The following is a 16,089-nucleotide window of genomic DNA, read 5'->3' on the forward strand; positions in this document are numbered from 1 at the left end:
CTCCGGTACGAACTGAGGTGGGGCGCCGACCTACCAGGTGCGGCGCGCCCCGGTGGTGAGTTGGTCGCCGTTGTGGCGCCAGCGCGGTTCCTTGTCGAGGGTGCGGCCGGTGATGTTGCGCAGGCTGCGGATCACGCCCCCGTAGAGTCCCGACGCCGCGCTGGAGATCTTGCCGCCCGGCGGCTCGTCCATGAACGGCATGAACTTGTCCGGGAAGCCCGGCATGGTGCACCCGATGCAGATGCCGCCGACGTTGGGGCAACCCCCGACGCCGTTGATCCAGCCCCGCTTGGGCACGTTGCACTTCACGACGGGCCCCCAACAGCCAAGCTTGACAATGCATTTCGGGGACCCGTACTCGTGGGCGAAATCGCCCTGCTCGTAGTAGCCGGCACGGTCACAGCCCTCGTGCACGGTCTTGCCGAACAACCACGTCGGGCGCAGCGCGTCGTCGAGCGGGATCATCGGCGCCTGGCCGGTGGCCATGTAGAGCAGGTAGGTCAGCGTCTCCGACAGGTTGTCGGGATGGATCGGGCAGCCCGGGACGCAGACGATCGGAATGCCGGCCTTGCTCTTCCAGCCCCATCCGAGGTAGTCCGGCACGCCCATCGCCCCGGTCGGATTGCCGGCCATCGCGTGGATGCCGCCGTAGGTGGCGCAGGTGCCCACCGCCACGATCGCGGTGGCCTTGGGCGCCAACCGGTCCAGCCACTCGCTGGTGGTCATCGGCTGGCCGGTGGCCGGGTCGTTGCCGAAGCCGCACCAGTAGCCCTCGTCCTTGATTTTCTCGTTGGGGATCGACCCTTCGACGACGAGGACGAAGGGCTCCAGCTCGCCGCGGTCGGCCTTGAAGAACCAGGCGAGAAAGTCGTCGGCCCCCCCGCTGGGCCCGCACTCGAAATCGATCAGGGGCCAGTGCACCGCGACCTTGGGCAGGCCCGGGAGCGCGCCGAGGGCGATTTCCTCGACGCTGGGTTGGGTGGCGGCAGTCAACGCCACCGAATCGCCGTCGCAACTTAGCCCCGCATTGATCCATAGAACGTGAATCAATGTTTCTTCCGCTTTGACCGCCGCTTCCGTTGGCATGTTGCAGCTTTCCGGAGCCGGGCTGAATGGCTCCTCGCGCCGCCGGAGTCGACCATCGGCCCACTTGCGCAGCGCTGAATCTGGGTCTACTCCCGCCGTCCAGCGTTGTCAACGGTCCGCGGATCGCCGGCAGCCACACAGCGGTTCCATAGGTTTCGGCGAGGGCCGCAACCCCTTGCACCGCAGCGGATTCCGGCGCGCGATGGCACCGCTCGGCGACGGGTGTGCCCGCACGGCAACGGCGCTTCGGCCCTCATGCGAGCGGTTCGCAGGAAAGTCATCCCGCGACCGGGCCGCATCAGGAATCGGGCTCGCGCACGAAGCGCCGCAGCCACCCGAACCAGGCGCCCATGCCGGCTCCGGTGCGCGCGCTGACCGGCAGGATGGTGGCGGTCGCGTTGACTTTGCGCACGTGCGCCATGCAGCTGTCCACGTCGACATCCAGGTACGGCACCAGGTCAATCTTGTTCAGCAGCACCACATCCACCGCCCGGAACATCACCGGGTACTTCAGCGGCTTGTCCTCACCCTCGGTCACGGAGTACACCATCGCCTTGGCGTGCTCGCCGACGTCGAACTCCGCCGGGCAGACCAGGTTGCCGACGTTCTCGATGATCACCAGGTCCAGGCGGGACAGGTCGAGGCCCGGCAGCGCCCGGTTGACCATCGGCGCGTCCAGGTGGCATTCGCCGCCAAACCCGTTGCTGGTGTTCAGCAACGACACCTGGGCGCCGCGGCCGCCGAGCTTGGCCGCGTCGAGGTCGGTGGCGATGTCGCCTTCGATCACGCCGATGGCCAATTCGGCGGCCAGCTCGTCGAGCGTGGCCGCCAGGATGGTCGTCTTTCCCGACCCGGGGGAGCTCATCAGGTTCAGCGTGCGGATCCCGTTGCTGTCGAATGCCGCCCGGTTGGTTTCGGCGAGAAGGTCGTTTTCGGCGAAGATCGCCTCGAGCACGTCGATGCGCTGCGCGCCCGTTCGGTAGCCGCCGTGGTCGCCGTGCCCGTGGCCCGGCTCGTCGCGTCCGTGGGTGTGCACGGCCCCGTCGTCGTGGCGGTGAAATCTACCCATCATGCAATCCATTCAGTCTGGATTCGCAAAGCGCATGCCGAAATCCTAACGCCCGGCGAAAGCCCCGAGGGTCCGCCGGCCGACCGATCGGCGAAACCCGGTGACCGATAACGCAATGCCTGCGGCCCAGGACCGCTTTGAAGCCGCGCGGACAAAGCGACGGCCACGCGCCGCCGGCAACGCTCAAGCGAGCGGGTGCTCTAGGAGACGTCGAGCGAGGTCACCAGAAACTCGTTGCCGTGCAACACCTCTACATCGGAGCTGTCGCACCGCGGGCACCAGATGGACCAGGCCGAGGTGATCGCCGAGTGCCGCCCGCAGGACCGGCATTTGACTTCCGCGCCCACGCACTCGAGCTCCAGTTCGGCGTCCGGCATGTCCTCGGCGTCGCGGACCAGCGTCCAGCAGAACGCCAGCGATTCCGGCACCACCTGGCGCAGCGCCCCGATCCGCACCCGCACCACGTCGACGTGCCGGTCGCCGGCGTGGCTTTTGACCACGCCGGCGATCGCCTGGCACAGCGACAGCTCATGCATCGCGCCTCACCCGTGCCCGCCGGAAGCTTCGCCCATGAGCACTGTCTACACCGCGACGGCCGGCCGGCCACGGTTCCGGCGATAACTGGCAATCGCGGGTGCGGGGCGCGACACTGAACGGGTGACGCCCAAGCCGTCGGCCCTGGACCCCGCCGTCACCGAGCGGATGGGTGACTTCCTGCGCGCCCGCGGGCTGCGGCGGATGGCGTCGCGGATCCAGGTGCTGGCGGTGCTCGAGCCGGTCAACGGGCACCTGCCGGTGGCCGAGATCCACCGGCGGGTGCGGGCCTGCCTGCCGCCCGGCACCCAGCCGCCCGACGTGGCGACCATCTATCGCACGGTGACCACGCTGGTCGAGCAGGGCCTGCTGCACGCGCTCACCCTCGACGGCGGCATCACCACCTACGGCCTGGCCACCGCCCCGCACCACCACGCGGTGTGCACGCGGTGCGGGTCGATCATCGAGGTGCCCGCCCGGCAGCTGAGCTCCGCGCTCGAGCACGCGATGGCGGGCAGTTCGTTCGCCCTGTCGGAGGCCGCGGGCCTCACGCTGCGCGGGTTGTGCCCGCGGTGTCAGGGCGGCGGCGGCTCAGCACAGGGCGAGTAGCGCGTTTTCGACCACTTCGGGCAGCGCCGGGTGGATCCAGTACTGGCCGCGCGCCATCTCGCGGGCGGTCAGCCCGAAGCTCATCGCCTGGATCAGCGGCTGGATGATCGACGAGGCCTGGTGGCCCATGATGTGGGCGCCCAGCAGGCAGCCGCTGTTGCGCTCGCCGATGAGCTTGACGATGCCGGTGGTGTCCTCCATCGCCCAGCCGTACGCGACGTCGCCGTAGTCCTGGATGGCCACGGTGATGTCGAATCCCCTTGCGATGGCCTGGTTTTCGGTCAACCCGACGGTCGCCAGCTGCGGGTCGGTGAACACCGCCGACGGCACGAAGCGGTGATCGGTCCGCACCATGGCGTCGGTGTCGTCCCAGTCGCACAGCAGGTTGTGTTGCACCACGCGGGCCTCGTGATTGGCGACGTGCTTGAGCTGATGCGGCGAGGAGACGTCGCCGAGCGCGAAAACGCCGCGCGCCGAGGTCCGTTGGTATTCGTCGACCGCCACGCGGCCGTTCTCGACGTCGACGCCCGCCTGCTCGGCGTCGAGCAGGTCGGCGTTGGATACCCGGCCGGTGGCCACCAGGAGCAGATCGGCGTCGATCACCGAACCGTCGTCGAGCTCGAGCGCCACGCCGGGGCCGCGGTTCGCCGCCGCCACGACGTTGCGGTGCGTGCGCAGCTCCCACTTGGTCGAGGCGATGCGGGTGAATCGTTCGCAAATGGTGTCGTCGAAGTGGCGCAGCATGGTGGCGCCCCGGATCACCAACGTGACCCGCACCCCCAGCGCGGCGAACACGTGCGCGAATTCGGCTGCCACGAAACCGCTTCCGACGATCACGAGGTGCTCGGGCAGCTCGGCGATCCGCATGATGGTGTCGCTGGTGTGGTAGCGGACGCCGGAGGCCAGGATCGCGGCCGGGATCACCGGGCGCGAACCCGCCGCGATGACCACCTGGTCGGCGGCGAATTCCTCTCCGGCGTCGGTGCGCAACAGGTAGCGGCCGTCGGGTTGCACCGGCCCGAACCGGGCGTGCTGGGGGTAGACGTCGACGTTGGGGGACGCGCGCCGATAGTCCGCACCGCTCATCGAGATCGGGTCGATGCGGCCGAAGACGCGCGAGACGATGTCGTCCCAGCGCACCCGGTCGACGTGGGCGTCGATGCCGTACCGGGCCGCGCCGCGAACCGTCGCGGCGACCTCGGCGGCGTAGACGAACATCTTCGTCGGGATGCACCCGACGTTCAGGCACGTCCCACCGAAGGCGCCCTGCTCGCAGATCGCGGCCCGCTTGCGGGCGTAGCGGTCGTCGAGAATGCTGTTGCCCGAGCCGGTTCCGATGATCGCGATGTCGTAGGTTTCCATGTCCAGGCCGTCACTCCTTCCACGCAAGCGCCGAGGCTCGGCTGTCGCCGGTGCGGTCGGTGCGCAGGTAGGCGTCGAGCCACGCGTCGAGTTCGCGGTAGGCCGCCTCGCGCGGGCCCGCGATCGACAGGAAGACGTCGTGCTTGGCGTCGGTGACCGGCACGATGGTGCTGCGGTTCCCGATGCAGCCGGCCCACCGGGCGATCTGGGCGACGTCGAGCACCGCGTCGCCGCATTGCATGGCCGCCGGATCGTCGGATTCGCGGACGGTGTGATCCGAGCGCAGGATCAGGTTCGGCACCCCCACGTCGAGCCCGCGATGCAGCCGGGCGTGGCCGCGGCGGATCGCGTGCAACCACCCCGCGGTGATGGGGAAGCCGCCCACCGGTTTCCACTGCAGGTTGTAATCGAACTCGCCGTGGTAGTCGCGGTGCAGGGTGGTCCCGTAGCCGCCCACGGCGGGCGAGCGCACCACGCCCTTGGACCGCACCCGGGACAGGCCGGCCAGCAGCGCCGTGGTGACCGGCAGGCGCAGCACCGCCGGGCCCCGCAGGTCCAGGAACGGGCTGTTGAGCACCAGGCCGCCGACGGTGGCGTGCGCCGCCGGATCGCGCCGGCGCAACCGGTCCAGCCACAGCGACACGACGAGCCCGCCCGAGGAGTGGCCGTACACCAGCACCCGGGCGGGGCCGTCTTCCTGGAGGATCGACAGGGCGCGTTTAAGTTCGGCGTCGTAGTGGGCCAGGTCGGTGATGAAGTGGGGGGTCTGCCCGTCGCGGCGCGAGCGGCCGCACTTCTGCAGGTCCAGCGCGTAGAAGGCGAAGCCCCGGCCCGCGAAGTGATCGGCCAGCGCCGTGTTGAAGAAGTAGTCGGTGTAGCCGTGCACGGCCAGCACCGCGTGGCGGGTCCAAGACGAGCCACGCGCCTTGGCGGGCTCGCCGCGACGGACCAGCGTTGCCACGATGTCGCCCTCGCCGGCCGGGTCGGCCCCCAGCGGGATCGTGCGCTGCCAATAGTCGGGCAGCACATCGGGCACCCAGCCGGTCGCCCCGCCAGTCACCCCGCCAGTCACGAGGCCAGCTTAAAGGTGTTGCTGGCCACGGGGAGGCCGCACGACGTCAGAGCCTCCGATCGCGGCGGGATAACCTGGGACCGGCGTTCTGCGAGGGAAGGACCAGCGATCCGGTGTCACAGCTAGCCAGGACGGCACGCTCCGACGTCGTGCTGGTGGGCGCCGGGATCATGAGCGCCACGCTCGGGGCGTTGCTGAGGCGGCTGGAACCGCAGTGGTCGATCACCTTCATCGAGCGGCTGGACGCCGTCGCCGGGGAGAGCAGCGACCCGTGGAACAACGCCGGCACCGGGCACTCGGCGCTGTGCGAGCTGAACTACACCCCGCAGCGCCCCGACGGGTCGATCGACATCGGCAAGGCCGTCCGCATCAACGAGCAGTTCCAGGTGACCCGCCAGTTCTGGGCGTACGCCGTCGACAACGGCATCCTGACAGACCGCGGCTTCTGCAACCCGATCCCGCACGTCAGCTTCGTGCGCGGGGCGCACGGCGTCGACTACCTGCGGCGCCGCCGCCGGGCGCTGGCCGGCAACCCGCTGTTCGCGCGCACCGAGCTGATCGACGACCCGGACGAGTTCGCGCGCCGGCTGCCGCTGATGGCCGCCGGGCGCGACTTCTCGGAGCCGGTCGCGCTCAACTGGGCCCCCGACGGCACCGACGTCGACTTCGGCGCGCTCGCACGACAGCTCGTCGCCTTCTGCGTGCGGGGCGGCGCCACCGCGCTCTTCGGCCACGAGGTCCGCACCCTGACCCGCCAGTCCGACGGCACCTGGACCCTGCTCGTTCGCAACCGCCGCACCGGTGAAAAGCGGCGGCTGGACGCCGGATTCGTCTTCGTCGGCGCCGGCGGCGACGCGCTGCGGTTGCTGCAGCGGTCGGGCGTCGGCGAGGTCAAGGGCTTCGCCGGCTTCCCGATCGGCGGCCGCTTTCTGCGCGCCGGCAAGCCCGCGCTCACCGCCGCCCACCGCGCCAAGGTCTACGGCGTCCCGGCGCCGGGAGCGCCGCCGCTGGGCGCCCTGCACCTCGATCTTCGCCTCGTCAACGGCAAGGCGTGGCTGGTGTTCGGGCCGTATGCCGGCTGGTCGCCGAAGTTCTTGAAGCACGGCCATTTCAGCGACCTGCCCCGCTCGATCAGGCCGGACAACGCGCTGTCGATGCTCGGCGTTGGAATCACCCAGCTGAGGCTGGTCAACTACCTGATCGGCCAGCTGCGGCTCTCCGAGGCCGACCGGGTGCGCGCGCTGCGCGAATTCGTCCCCAGCGCCGCCGATTCCGACTGGGAGCTGACGGTCGCCGGCCAGCGGGTGCAGGTGATCCGGCGGGACAGGCGCAGGGGCGGGGTGCTCGACTTCGACACGACCGTGCTCGCCGCCGCCGACGGCAGCATCGCCGGGCTGCTGGGCGGCTCCCCGGGGGCGTCGACCGCCGTTTCGGCCATGCTCGACGTGCTGGCGCGCTGCTTTTCCGGCCGGTACCGGTCGTGGTTGCCCACCTTGAAGGAGATGGTGCCGTCGCTGGGCGTGGAGTTGTCCAATGAGCCAAAGCTGTTCGACGAGGTGTGGTTGTGGGGGACCAAGGTGTTGCAACTGGAGCCGCGGGTGCGCTCATGACCGAAACGTTGCGCCGCAGCTGGTCGAAAGACCTCGACGCCGCGACCCTCTACGAGCTGCTCAAGCTGCGGGTGGAGGTGTTCGTCGTCGAACAGGCCTGCCCGTACCCGGAGCTCGACGGGCGCGACCTGCTCGCCGAGACGCGGCACTTCTGGCTGGAAACGCCCGACGGCGAGGTGATCTGCACCCTGCGGCTGATGGAGGAGCATGCCGGGGGCGAGAAGGCGTTCCGGATCGGCCGGCTGTGCACCAAGCGCAGCGCCCGCGGCCAGGGCCACACCACGCGGCTGCTGCGCGCGGCGCTGGCCGAGGTCGGCGACTACCCGTGCCGGATCGACGCGCAAACCTACCTGGCCGACATGTACGCCCAGCACGGATTCGTGCGCGACGGCGACGATTTCGTCGACGACGGGATCCCGCACGTGCCCATGCTGAAACCCGCTCGCCCGTTGCCACCCCAGGCGGAGCTGCCGTGAAGCCGTACCCGTTCAGCGCCATCGTCGGGCAGGACCAGCTGCGCCTGGCGCTGCTGCTGTGCGCGGTGCGCCCCGAGATCGGCGGCGCGCTGATCCGCGGCGAGAAGGGCACCGCGAAGTCGACGGCGGTGCGGGGGCTGGCGGCGCTGCTGTCCGCGGCGACCGGGGGCAAGGGGACCGGTCTCGTCGAAATGCCTTTGGGCGCAACCGAAGACCGGGTGATCGGCTCCCTGGATTTGCAGCGGGTGCTGCGCGACGGCGAGCACGCGTTTTCGCCTGGGCTGCTGGCCCGCGCCCACGGCGGCGTGCTCTACGTCGACGAGGTCAACCTGCTGCACGACCACCTGGTCGACGTGCTGCTCGACGCGGCGGCGATGGGACGGGTGCACGTCGAGCGCGACGGCATCTCGCATTCGCACGAGGCCCGGTTCGTGCTGATCGGCACGATGAATCCCGAAGAGGGCGAACTGCGCCCGCAACTGCTGGACCGGTTCGGCCTCACCGTCGACGTGCACGCGTCCCGCGACGTCGAGGTCCGCATGCAGGTGATCCGGCAGCGGATGGCCTACGAGGCCGACCCCGACGCGTTCGCCGAGCGCCACGCCGAGGCCGACGCCGAGCTGGCCCGCCGGATCGCCGCCGCGCGCGCACTGGTCGACGACGTCGCGTTGCCCGACAACGAGTTACGGCGCATCGCGGCGCTGTGCGCGGCGTTCGACGTCGACGGCATGCGGGCCGACCTGGTGGTGGCCCGCACCGCCGTCGCACACGCCGCCTGGCGCGGGGCCGGCGCCGTGACCGAGCAGGACGTCCGGGTGGCCGCCGAGCTGGCCCTGCCGCATCGGCGCCGCCGCGACCCCTTCGACGATCCCGGCATCGACCGCGACCAGCTGGACGAAGCTTTAGCCCGCGCCGGCGGCGACGACCCGCCGCCCGAGCCCGAACCCGACCCGCCGGGCGGCGGCAACGGCGTGGATCCCGTTGACGCACAACCAGATTCGAAGCCGCATACGGCTACGAGACCCAGCGCGCCCCCGTCGCAGACGTTCCGCACCCGGGCGCTGACCGTGCCCGGCGTCGGCGCGGGCGCCCCGGGGCGGCGGTCGCGGGCCCGCAACGCCTCCGGCAGCGTGATCGCGGCCGCTGAGGGCACTGTCGGGGACGACGCCGCCGGGCACGGGCTGCACCTGTTCGCCACCCTGCTGTCGGCCGCCGAGCGCGCCGGGGCCGGCCCGCTGCGGCCCGGGCCGGGCGACGTGCGCCGCGCCATCCGCGAAGGGCGCGAGGGCAACCTGGTGATCTTCGTCGTCGACGCCTCGGGGTCGATGGCCGCCCGCGACCGGATGGGCGCGGTCAGCGGCGCCACCCTGTCGCTGCTGCGCGACGCCTACCAGCGCCGCGACAAGGTCGCGGTCATCACGTTCCGCGGGCAGCGGTCGCGGCTGCTGCTGCCGCCGACGTCGTCGGCGCACATCGCCGGCCGGCGGCTGGCCCGCTTCGACACCGGCGGCAAGACCCCGCTGGCCGAGGGCCTGCTGGCCGCCCGCGAGTTGATCATCCGGGAACGGGCGCGCGACCGCGCGCGCCGCCCGCTGGTGGTGGTGCTCACCGACGGCCGCGCCACCGGCGGCCCAGATCCGTTGGGGCGCAGCAGGATCGCGGCGGCCCGGCTGGCCGCCGAAGGTGCGGCCGCCGTGGTCGTCGACTGCGAGACGTCATATGTGCGGCTGGGATTGGCCGGCCAACTCGCCCGCCAGCTCGGCGCGCCCGCGGTACGGCTGGAGCAATTGCGCGCCGACCATCTGACGCGCGCCGTGCGCAGCGTCGCCTGAGGTAACCGCCGATGCCACAAGGAAAACCGCTGCAGGTGCCCGACGACGGCCTGACCACCCGGGCCCGGCGCAACACGCCCGTGCTGGCGGTGCACACCGGGCCCGGCAAGGGCAAGTCGACGGCCGCGTTCGGCATGGCGTTGCGGGCCTGGAACGCCGGCCTGAGCGTGGCCGTGTTCCAGTTTGTCAAGAGCGCCAAGTGGAAGGTCGGCGAGGAGGCGGCCTTCGCCCGGCTCGGCGAGCTGCACGAGCGGGACGGGATCGGCGGGCCCGTCGAGTGGCACAAGATGGGCGCGGGCTGGTCGTGGGCCCGCAAGGCCGGCAGCGACGTCGACCACGCCGCCGCCGCGGCCGACGGCTGGGCCGAGATCGCGCGAAGGCTCGCGGCCGAGCGCCACGACTTCTACGTGCTCGACGAGTTCACCTACCCGCTGAAGTGGGGCTGGGTCGACGTCGACGCCGTGGTGGCCGCCCTGCTGGCCCGGCCCGGTCACCAGCACGTCGTGATCACCGGGCGTGACGCCCCGCCGCGGCTGGCCGAGGCCGCCGACCTGGTCACCGAGATGACCAAGGTCAAGCACCCCATGGACGCCGGCCGCAAGGGGCAGAAGGGCATCGAGTGGTGAACGTCCCCGCACCGGCGCGCGAGCGTGCGCAGAATGACGCGCCCCGCGGCGTGTCGCCGTGCAAACACGCTCGCTCGCGGTCGATGCGGGGGCGGTGGTGAACGTCCCCGCGGTCGTCATCGCCGCGCCCGCGTCGGGCAGCGGAAAGACCACGGTGGCAACGGGTTTGATCGGGGCGTTGCGGCGGGCCGGCCACGCGGTGGCGCCGTTCAAAATCGGCCCGGACTTCATCGACCCCGGCTACCACGGCCTGGCCGCCGGGCGGCCGGGCCGCAACCTCGACCCGGTGCTGGTGGGGGAGCGGCTGATCGGGCCGCTGTACGCCCACGGCGCCGCCGGCGCCGACATCGCCGTGGTGGAAGGCGTGATGGGCCTCTTCGACGGGCGCATCGGCACCACCGTGACCGCCCCCGCGGCCGGCTCCACCGCCCACGTCGCCCGCCTGCTGGGCGCCCCGGTGATCCTGGTGGTCGACGCGCGCGGCCAAAGCCACAGCATCGCCGCACTGCTGCACGGCTTTTCGACGTTCGACGCCGCGACCCGGGTGTGCGGCGTGATCCTCAATCGGGTCGGTTCGGCCCGCCACGAACAGGTGCTGCGGCAGGCGTGCGAGCGGGCCGGCGTCCCGGTGCTGGGCGCCATTCCGCGCACCGCCGAATTAGAGGTTCCCTCAAGGTATCTCGGCCTCGTCACGGCCGTCGAGTACGGCCGCCGCGCGCGGGCCGCGGTCGAGGCGATGACCGCCCTGGTGGCCGCGCACGTCGACCTGGCCGCCGTCGTCGCGGCCGCGGGGTGCGGGTGCGCCGACGCGCCGTGGGACCCCGCCGCGGCGGTGGGGCAGGGCCGGCCCGGCCGGGCGGTCGTCGCGATGGCCACCGGCAAGGCGTTCAGCTTCGGCTACGCCGAACACGCCGAGCTGCTCCGCGCCGCCGGCGCCGACGTGGCCGAGTTCGACCCCTTGGCCGACGCGTTGCCCGACGGCGCCGGCGCCGTGCTGCTGCCCGGCGGCTTCCCCGAGCAGTTCACCGCCGAGCTGTCGGCCAACCACGCCGTCCGCCGCCAGATCCGCGAGCTGGCCGCCGCCGGGGCGCCGGTGCACGCCGAATGCGCGGGGCTGATCTATTTGGCCTCCGATCTTGACGGGCGCCCGATGTGCGGGGTGCTCGCGGGATCGGCGCGGTTGACACCGCGCCTCACGCTGGCCTACCGCGACGCCGTCGCCGCGACCGATTCGCCGCTTTACACCGTCGGCCAGCGGGCCGTCGGGCACGAATTCCACCGGACCGCGGTCACTTTCACCGGGGGCTACCGGCCCGCGTGGGCGTACCGCGGCGACGGAGCGGACGTGCGCGAGGGCGTCGTACACGCCGGGGTGCACGCGTCATACCTGCACACCCACCCGGCGGCCGCGCCGGGCGCCGTGGCGCGTTTCGTCGCACACGCCGCCGCCCGCGGCCGCTGACCGCAGCTTCTAGGCTTGGCGGGTGACCGAGACCGAAAGCGCCTACCTGGCCGGGCTGCGGCTGGCCGGCAAGAAGGTCGTCGTGGTCGGCGGGGGCACGGTCGCGCAGCGCCGGTTGCCGCTGCTCATCGCCAGCGGCGCCGACGTGCACGTCATCTCGCGCACCGCGACCCGCGCCGTCGAAGCCATGGCCGGCATCGTGCTGTCGCTGCGCGAATACCGCGACGGCGACCTGGAGGGCGCCTGGTACGCGATCGCGGCCACCGACGACGCCGAGGTCAACGCGGCCGTCGTCGCCGAGGCCGAACGCCGCCGCATCTTCTGCGTCCGCGCCGACGTCGCCGTCGAGGGCACCGCGGTGACCCCGGCGAGCTTCAGCTACGCCGGGCTGTCGGTCGGGGTGCTGGCCGGCGGCGAGCACCGCCGGTCGGCGGCGATCCGCTCGGCGATCCGCGAGGCGCTGCAGCGCGGCGTCGTCACCGTGGACACCCCCGACAGCGAGGACGTCGTGCGCGGCGGGGTGGCGCTGGTCGGCGGCGGGCCCGGCGACCCCGAGCTGATCACCGTGCGCGGCCGGCGCCTGCTCGCCCACGCCGACGTGGTGGTCGCCGACCGGCTGGCGCCGCCCGAGCTGCTCGCCGAGCTGCCACCGCACGTCGAGGTCATCGACGCCGCCAAGATCCCGTACGGGCGGGCCATGGCCCAGGACGCGATCAACGACGTCATGATCGAACGGGCGCGCTCGGGCAGCTTCGTCGTCCGCCTCAAGGGCGGGGACCCGTTCGTGTTCGCGCGCGGCTACGAGGAGGTGCTCGCCTGCGCCGAGGCCGGGATTCCGGTGACGGTGGTGCCCGGCGTGACGAGCGCCATAGGCGTGCCGGCCCTGGCCGGCGTCCCGGTCACGCACCGGGCGATAAACCACGAATTCGTCGTGGTCAGCGGCCATGTTGCGCCGGGGCACCCCGAATCGTTAGTGAATTGGGACGCACTGGCGGCGATGACGGGCACGATCGTTTTGCTGATGGCCGTCGAACGCATCGAGCTTTTCGCCGACGTGCTGCTCAAGGGGGGCCGACGTGCGGATACGCCGGTGCTGGTGGTCCAACACGGGACGACGGCGGCCCAGCGCACGTTGTGGGCCACCCTCGCCGACACGCCGGAGAAGATCCGCGCCGAGGGGATCCGACCTCCCGCGATCATCGTGATCGGTGCCGTTGTGGGCCTGAGCGGCTTTCGGCGTTTAAACGGATCTTAAGATTACTGTAAGGTAATCCATTATGACGGCTCTCAACGACACCGAGCGCGCTGCCCAGAATTGGACCGCGGCGCGCCCCGATCGTCCGGCCCCGGTGCGCGCCCCGCGCTCGGCGGAGACCGCCACCTCACGCATCAGCCGGTATTACCCCGCGTGGCTGCCTTCCTGGCGGTTCATCGCGGCGGTCATCGCCATCGGCGGCATGCAGCTGCTGGCCACCATGGACAGCACCGTCGCCATCGTCGCGCTCCCTAAAATCCAGAACGACCTGAGCCTGTCCGACGCCGGCCGCAGCTGGGTCATCACCGCGTATGTGCTGACCTTCGGCGGGCTGATGCTGCTCGGCGGGCGCCTCGGCGACACGATCGGCCGCAAGCGCACCTTCATCGTCGGCGTCGCGCTGTTCACCATCTCCTCGGTGCTGTGCGCGGTCGCCTGGGACGAGGCGACCATGGTCATCGCGCGGCTGCTGCAGGGCATCGGGTCGGCCATCGCCTCGCCGACCGGCCTCGCGCTGGTGGCCACCACCTTCCCCAAGGGGCCGGCCCGCAACGCCGCGACGGCGGTGTTCGCCGCCATGACCGCGGTCGGGTCGGTGATGGGCCTGGTGGTCGGCGGCGCGCTGACCGAGGTGTCGTGGCGGCTGGCGTTTTTGGTGAACGTCCCGATCGGGCTGGTGATGATCTATCTGGCCCGCACCGCGCTGCGCGAGACCAACCGCGAGCGCATGAAGCTGGACGCCACCGGGGCCATGCTGGCCACGCTGGCCTGCACCGCCGCGGTGTTCGCCTTCTCGATGGGCCCCGAACGGGGCTGGATCTCGGTCACCACCATCGGCTCCGCCTGCGTCGCGTTGGCCGCCGCGCTCGCCTTCGTCGTGGTGGAACGCACCGCCGAAAACCCGGTGGTGCCGTTCGCCCTGTTCTTCGACCGCAACCGGCTGGTCACCTTCGTGGCGATCTTTTTGGCCGGCGGGCTCATGTTCAGCCTGACCGTGTGCATCGGCCTGTACGTGCAGGACATCCTCGGCTACAGCGCGCTGCGGGCCGGCGTCGGCTTCATCCCGTTTGTCATCGCGATGGGGATCGGGCTGGGCATCTCCTCGCAGCTGGTGTCCCGGTTCTCCCCGCGGGTGCTGACGATCGGCGGCGGCCTGCTGCTGTTCTGGGCGATGATTTACGGCTCGTTCTTCATGCACCGCGGCGTGCCCTACTTCCCGAACCTGGTGGCGCCCATCGTCGTCGGCGGGATCGGGATCGGCATCTGCGTGGTCCCGCTGACCCTGTCGGCCATCGCCGGTGTCGGCTTCGACCAGATCGGCCCGGTGTCTGCCATCGCGCTGATGCTGCAGAGCCTGGGCGGGCCGCTGGTACTGGCCGTCATCCAGGCCGTGATCACCTCCCGCACCTTGTACCTGGGCGGCACCAACGGCCCGGTGAAGTTCATGAACGACGCGCAACTGCAGGCGCTGGATCACGGCTGCACCTACGGGCTGCTGTGGGTGGCCGGGGTGGCCGTGATCGTCGGCGGCGCGGCGCTGCTCATCGGCTATACACCCGAGCAGGTCGCCCACGCCCAGGAGGTCAAGGACGCCATCGACGCCGGCGAGCTGTAGCTCGCTGACGGTTTTCGGGCCGCACGCAGCGGCCAAATGAGTTGGCGTAGATAGCCTTTGGGCAAAGAGCGTATCGACGACTCGCGGGCGTAATGCCAGTGGTGGACCTGCGACGTGGCGATCACCCAGCGCAGAGTCCCAATCTCGTATCGCCCGAATCCCCGGCGCAGACAGCGCTAGGAGCGCCGCCGAGCGGATGAATATCACGGCCAGCCAGTCCAATTCACCGATGCTGTGGTGGGGACGCCGACATCAGCAGGCCCGCGCGGCGACCCGGATGCGAACGCCCTCGGTTCGCGACGATCGTTGTGGCCCAGAGGGTCCCAACCACGGTCGATCGAATACCCAGTCGATTGAATACAAGATGGGTAAAGCCGCCGCCACGGGCCCACCGCGATCACCGCAATCCGCCGCACCCACACCGGTGAACGCGGCGCGCCCCGCTGAGGAACCGCTAAATTGCTACGCGCTAATCACCGACACGGTGTTGTCGAACCGGTTGCAGACGTAGACGGCGCCGGTGGCGGGGTCGACCGCCACCCCGAACGCGCCGCTGCCGACGGTGATGGTGGCGGTGACGGTGTTGGTGGCGGGGTCGATCGCCGACACTGTGCCGCCCGTGTTGGTGACGTAGACGTCGCCGCCGGGGTTGACCGCCACCCCGAACGGATTCGAGCCGACGGGGATGGTGGCGGTGATGGTGTTGGTGGTGGGGGCGATCACCGACACCGTGGCGTCGCTGAAATTGGTGACGTAGACGTCGCCGCCGGGATTGACCGCCACCCCGAACGGAGCGGTGCCGACGGGGATGGGGTTTCCGATGATGGTGTTGGTGGTGGGGTCGATCACCGACACCGAGCCGTTACCCAAGTTGGTGACGTAGATGTCGCCGCCGGGGTTGACCGCGACCCCGGTCGGGCCGTTGAAGCCGGTGATGGTGGTGACGGTGCCCGCGGCCCCGCCGACCCCGCCGGCACCGCCGGCACCGCCGACGGCGCCGCTGCCAGCGCTACCGGCCCCACCGGCCCCGCCGGCAGCCGCAAACCCGAAGGTGGCCGCACCGCCGAGCCCGCCATGACCGCCACTGCCGCCGGTGCCGCCCACACCGGTGCTACCGGGCGCGCCGGCGAACCCGAACAGCCCTGACCCCAAGATGCCCGCGGCCCCACCGGCCCCGCCCGGCCCGGCCTGACCACCCCCACCGCCGGTGCCGCCGACACCGCCGGCCACCCCGAAGGTCCCACCACTGCCACCGGCCCCGCCGTCACCCCCGAGGCCGCCGGCACCACCGGCACCACCGACTCCACCGGATCCGAATAGCCCCCAGCTGGCCCCCCCGGCCCCGCCGGCCCCACCCACACCACCGGCAAAGCCGCTACCACCGGACCCGCCCGCTGGGGCGCCGGCGGCCCCGACCGCGCCGGTCCCGCCCATCCCGCCGGCCCCGCCAGGCCCGCCCGACCACAGCAACGGCGCCCGCG

The 16,089-nt window shown here is 71.4% G+C and carries 14 protein-coding genes; 8 read left to right on the forward strand and 6 right to left on the reverse strand.

Going from position 1 to position 16,089, the window contains the following annotated elements:
* Nucleotides 1–30: 30 nt before the first annotated feature.
* The 3 genes from AWC19_RS01070 to AWC19_RS01080 all read right to left on the reverse strand — a co-directional run bounded on the left by AWC19_RS01070 (nucleotide 31) and on the right by AWC19_RS01080 (nucleotide 2,691).
* Complete coding sequence (locus AWC19_RS01070) at nucleotides 31–1,086, reverse strand: NADH-quinone oxidoreductase subunit B family protein (RefSeq protein WP_085076255.1); 1,056 nt, start codon at nucleotides 1,084–1,086, stop codon at nucleotides 31–33.
* A 298-nt stretch (nucleotides 1,087–1,384) separates the two neighbouring features.
* Entirely contained in the window at nucleotides 1,385–2,155 is a 771-nt protein-coding gene (gene hypB / locus AWC19_RS01075; protein WP_085076275.1) for a hydrogenase nickel incorporation protein HypB, read from the reverse strand.
* A gap of 200 nt (nucleotides 2,156–2,355) precedes the next feature.
* On the reverse strand, nucleotides 2,356–2,691 hold the full coding sequence (locus AWC19_RS01080) for a hydrogenase maturation nickel metallochaperone HypA (RefSeq protein WP_085076256.1): 336 nt from the start codon (nucleotides 2,689–2,691) through the stop codon (nucleotides 2,356–2,358).
* 166 nt (nucleotides 2,692–2,857) lie between these two features.
* Between AWC19_RS01080 and AWC19_RS01085 the strand changes: the two genes are divergently transcribed.
* Nucleotides 2,858–3,298, forward strand: coding sequence for a Fur family transcriptional regulator (locus AWC19_RS01085; RefSeq protein WP_142280905.1), 441 nt, complete (start codon nucleotides 2,858–2,860; stop codon nucleotides 3,296–3,298).
* Here AWC19_RS01085 and mtr read toward each other — a convergent pair.
* Together mtr and AWC19_RS01095 are read right to left on the reverse strand one after the other, a co-directional pair.
* Nucleotides 3,281–4,660 (reverse strand): mycothione reductase, encoded by a 1,380-nt coding sequence (mtr, locus tag AWC19_RS01090; protein ID WP_085076258.1) that lies wholly within the window; start codon nucleotides 4,658–4,660, stop codon nucleotides 3,281–3,283. The two genes, AWC19_RS01085 and mtr, sit on opposite strands and share 18 nt — an antisense overlap.
* Nucleotides 4,661–4,670: 10 nt before the next feature.
* A complete protein-coding gene (locus tag AWC19_RS01095) occupies nucleotides 4,671–5,696 on the reverse strand; it encodes an alpha/beta hydrolase (protein WP_085076259.1) in 1,026 nt (341 codons plus the stop codon).
* Nucleotides 5,697–5,845: 149 nt separating this feature from the next.
* Between AWC19_RS01095 and mqo the strand changes: the two genes are divergently transcribed.
* The 7 genes from mqo to AWC19_RS01130 all read left to right on the forward strand — a co-directional run bounded on the left by mqo (nucleotide 5,846) and on the right by AWC19_RS01130 (nucleotide 14,608).
* The gene (gene mqo / locus AWC19_RS01100; protein WP_085076260.1) at nucleotides 5,846–7,342 is read left to right on the forward strand and encodes a malate dehydrogenase (quinone); all 1,497 of its coding nucleotides are present in this window, start codon (nucleotides 5,846–5,848) and stop codon (nucleotides 7,340–7,342) included.
* Nucleotides 7,339–7,818 carry a GNAT family N-acetyltransferase gene (locus AWC19_RS01105; protein ID WP_085076261.1) on the forward strand — a complete coding sequence of 160 codons (480 nt, stop codon included), beginning with the start codon at nucleotides 7,339–7,341 and terminating at the stop codon, nucleotides 7,816–7,818. The genes mqo and AWC19_RS01105 overlap by 4 nt, the downstream gene beginning before the upstream one ends.
* On the forward strand, nucleotides 7,815–9,650 hold the full coding sequence (locus tag AWC19_RS01110; RefSeq protein ID WP_085076262.1) for a magnesium chelatase subunit D family protein: 1,836 nt from the start codon (nucleotides 7,815–7,817) through the stop codon (nucleotides 9,648–9,650). Before AWC19_RS01105 ends, AWC19_RS01110 begins: the two co-directional genes overlap by 4 nt.
* A gap of 11 nt (nucleotides 9,651–9,661) precedes the next feature.
* Nucleotides 9,662–10,276 (forward strand): cob(I)yrinic acid a,c-diamide adenosyltransferase, encoded by a 615-nt coding sequence (gene cobO, locus AWC19_RS01115; protein WP_085076263.1) that lies wholly within the window; start codon nucleotides 9,662–9,664, stop codon nucleotides 10,274–10,276.
* A gap of 97 nt (nucleotides 10,277–10,373) precedes the next feature.
* The gene (locus AWC19_RS01120; RefSeq protein WP_169718060.1) at nucleotides 10,374–11,738 is read left to right on the forward strand and encodes a cobyrinic acid a,c-diamide synthase CobB; all 1,365 of its coding nucleotides are present in this window, start codon (nucleotides 10,374–10,376) and stop codon (nucleotides 11,736–11,738) included.
* A 22-nt stretch (nucleotides 11,739–11,760) separates the two neighbouring features.
* Nucleotides 11,761–12,993, forward strand: coding sequence for a uroporphyrinogen-III C-methyltransferase (gene cobA, locus AWC19_RS01125; RefSeq protein ID WP_085076265.1), 1,233 nt, complete (start codon nucleotides 11,761–11,763; stop codon nucleotides 12,991–12,993).
* A 22-nt stretch (nucleotides 12,994–13,015) separates the two neighbouring features.
* Nucleotides 13,016–14,608 (forward strand): MFS transporter, encoded by a 1,593-nt coding sequence (locus AWC19_RS01130; RefSeq protein ID WP_085076266.1) that lies wholly within the window; start codon nucleotides 13,016–13,018, stop codon nucleotides 14,606–14,608.
* 462 nt (nucleotides 14,609–15,070) lie between these two features.
* Here the strand turns inward: AWC19_RS01130 and AWC19_RS01135 are convergent.
* Nucleotides 15,071–16,089, reverse strand: a 1,019-nt coding sequence (locus AWC19_RS01135) for a YncE family protein (RefSeq protein ID WP_142280904.1), incomplete at its 5' end; no start/stop codon positions are given.

This window comes from Mycobacterium palustre (genome assembly GCF_002101785.1).
Classification (GTDB): domain Bacteria; phylum Actinomycetota; class Actinomycetes; order Mycobacteriales; family Mycobacteriaceae; genus Mycobacterium; species Mycobacterium palustre.

What these genes read in the sequence shown, in the direction of transcription:
- AWC19_RS01070 (WP_085076255.1), bottom strand. Translation starts at nt 1,086, where the DNA reads ATGCCAACGGAAGCGGCGGTCAAAGCGGAAGAAACATTGATTCACGTT.
- hypB (WP_085076275.1), bottom strand. Translation starts at nt 2,155, where the DNA reads ATGGGTAGATTTCACCGCCACGACGACGGGGCCGTGCACACCCACGGA.
- AWC19_RS01080 (WP_085076256.1), bottom strand. Translation starts at nt 2,691, where the DNA reads ATGCATGAGCTGTCGCTGTGCCAGGCGATCGCCGGCGTGGTCAAAAGC.
- AWC19_RS01085 (WP_142280905.1), top strand. Translation starts at nt 2,858, where the DNA reads ATGGGTGACTTCCTGCGCGCCCGCGGGCTGCGGCGGATGGCGTCGCGG.
- mtr (WP_085076258.1), bottom strand. Translation starts at nt 4,660, where the DNA reads ATGGAAACCTACGACATCGCGATCATCGGAACCGGCTCGGGCAACAGC.
- AWC19_RS01105 (WP_085076261.1), top strand. Translation starts at nt 7,339, where the DNA reads ATGACCGAAACGTTGCGCCGCAGCTGGTCGAAAGACCTCGACGCCGCG.
- cobO (WP_085076263.1), top strand. Translation starts at nt 9,662, where the DNA reads ATGCCACAAGGAAAACCGCTGCAGGTGCCCGACGACGGCCTGACCACC.
- AWC19_RS01130 (WP_085076266.1), top strand. Translation starts at nt 13,016, where the DNA reads ATGACGGCTCTCAACGACACCGAGCGCGCTGCCCAGAATTGGACCGCG.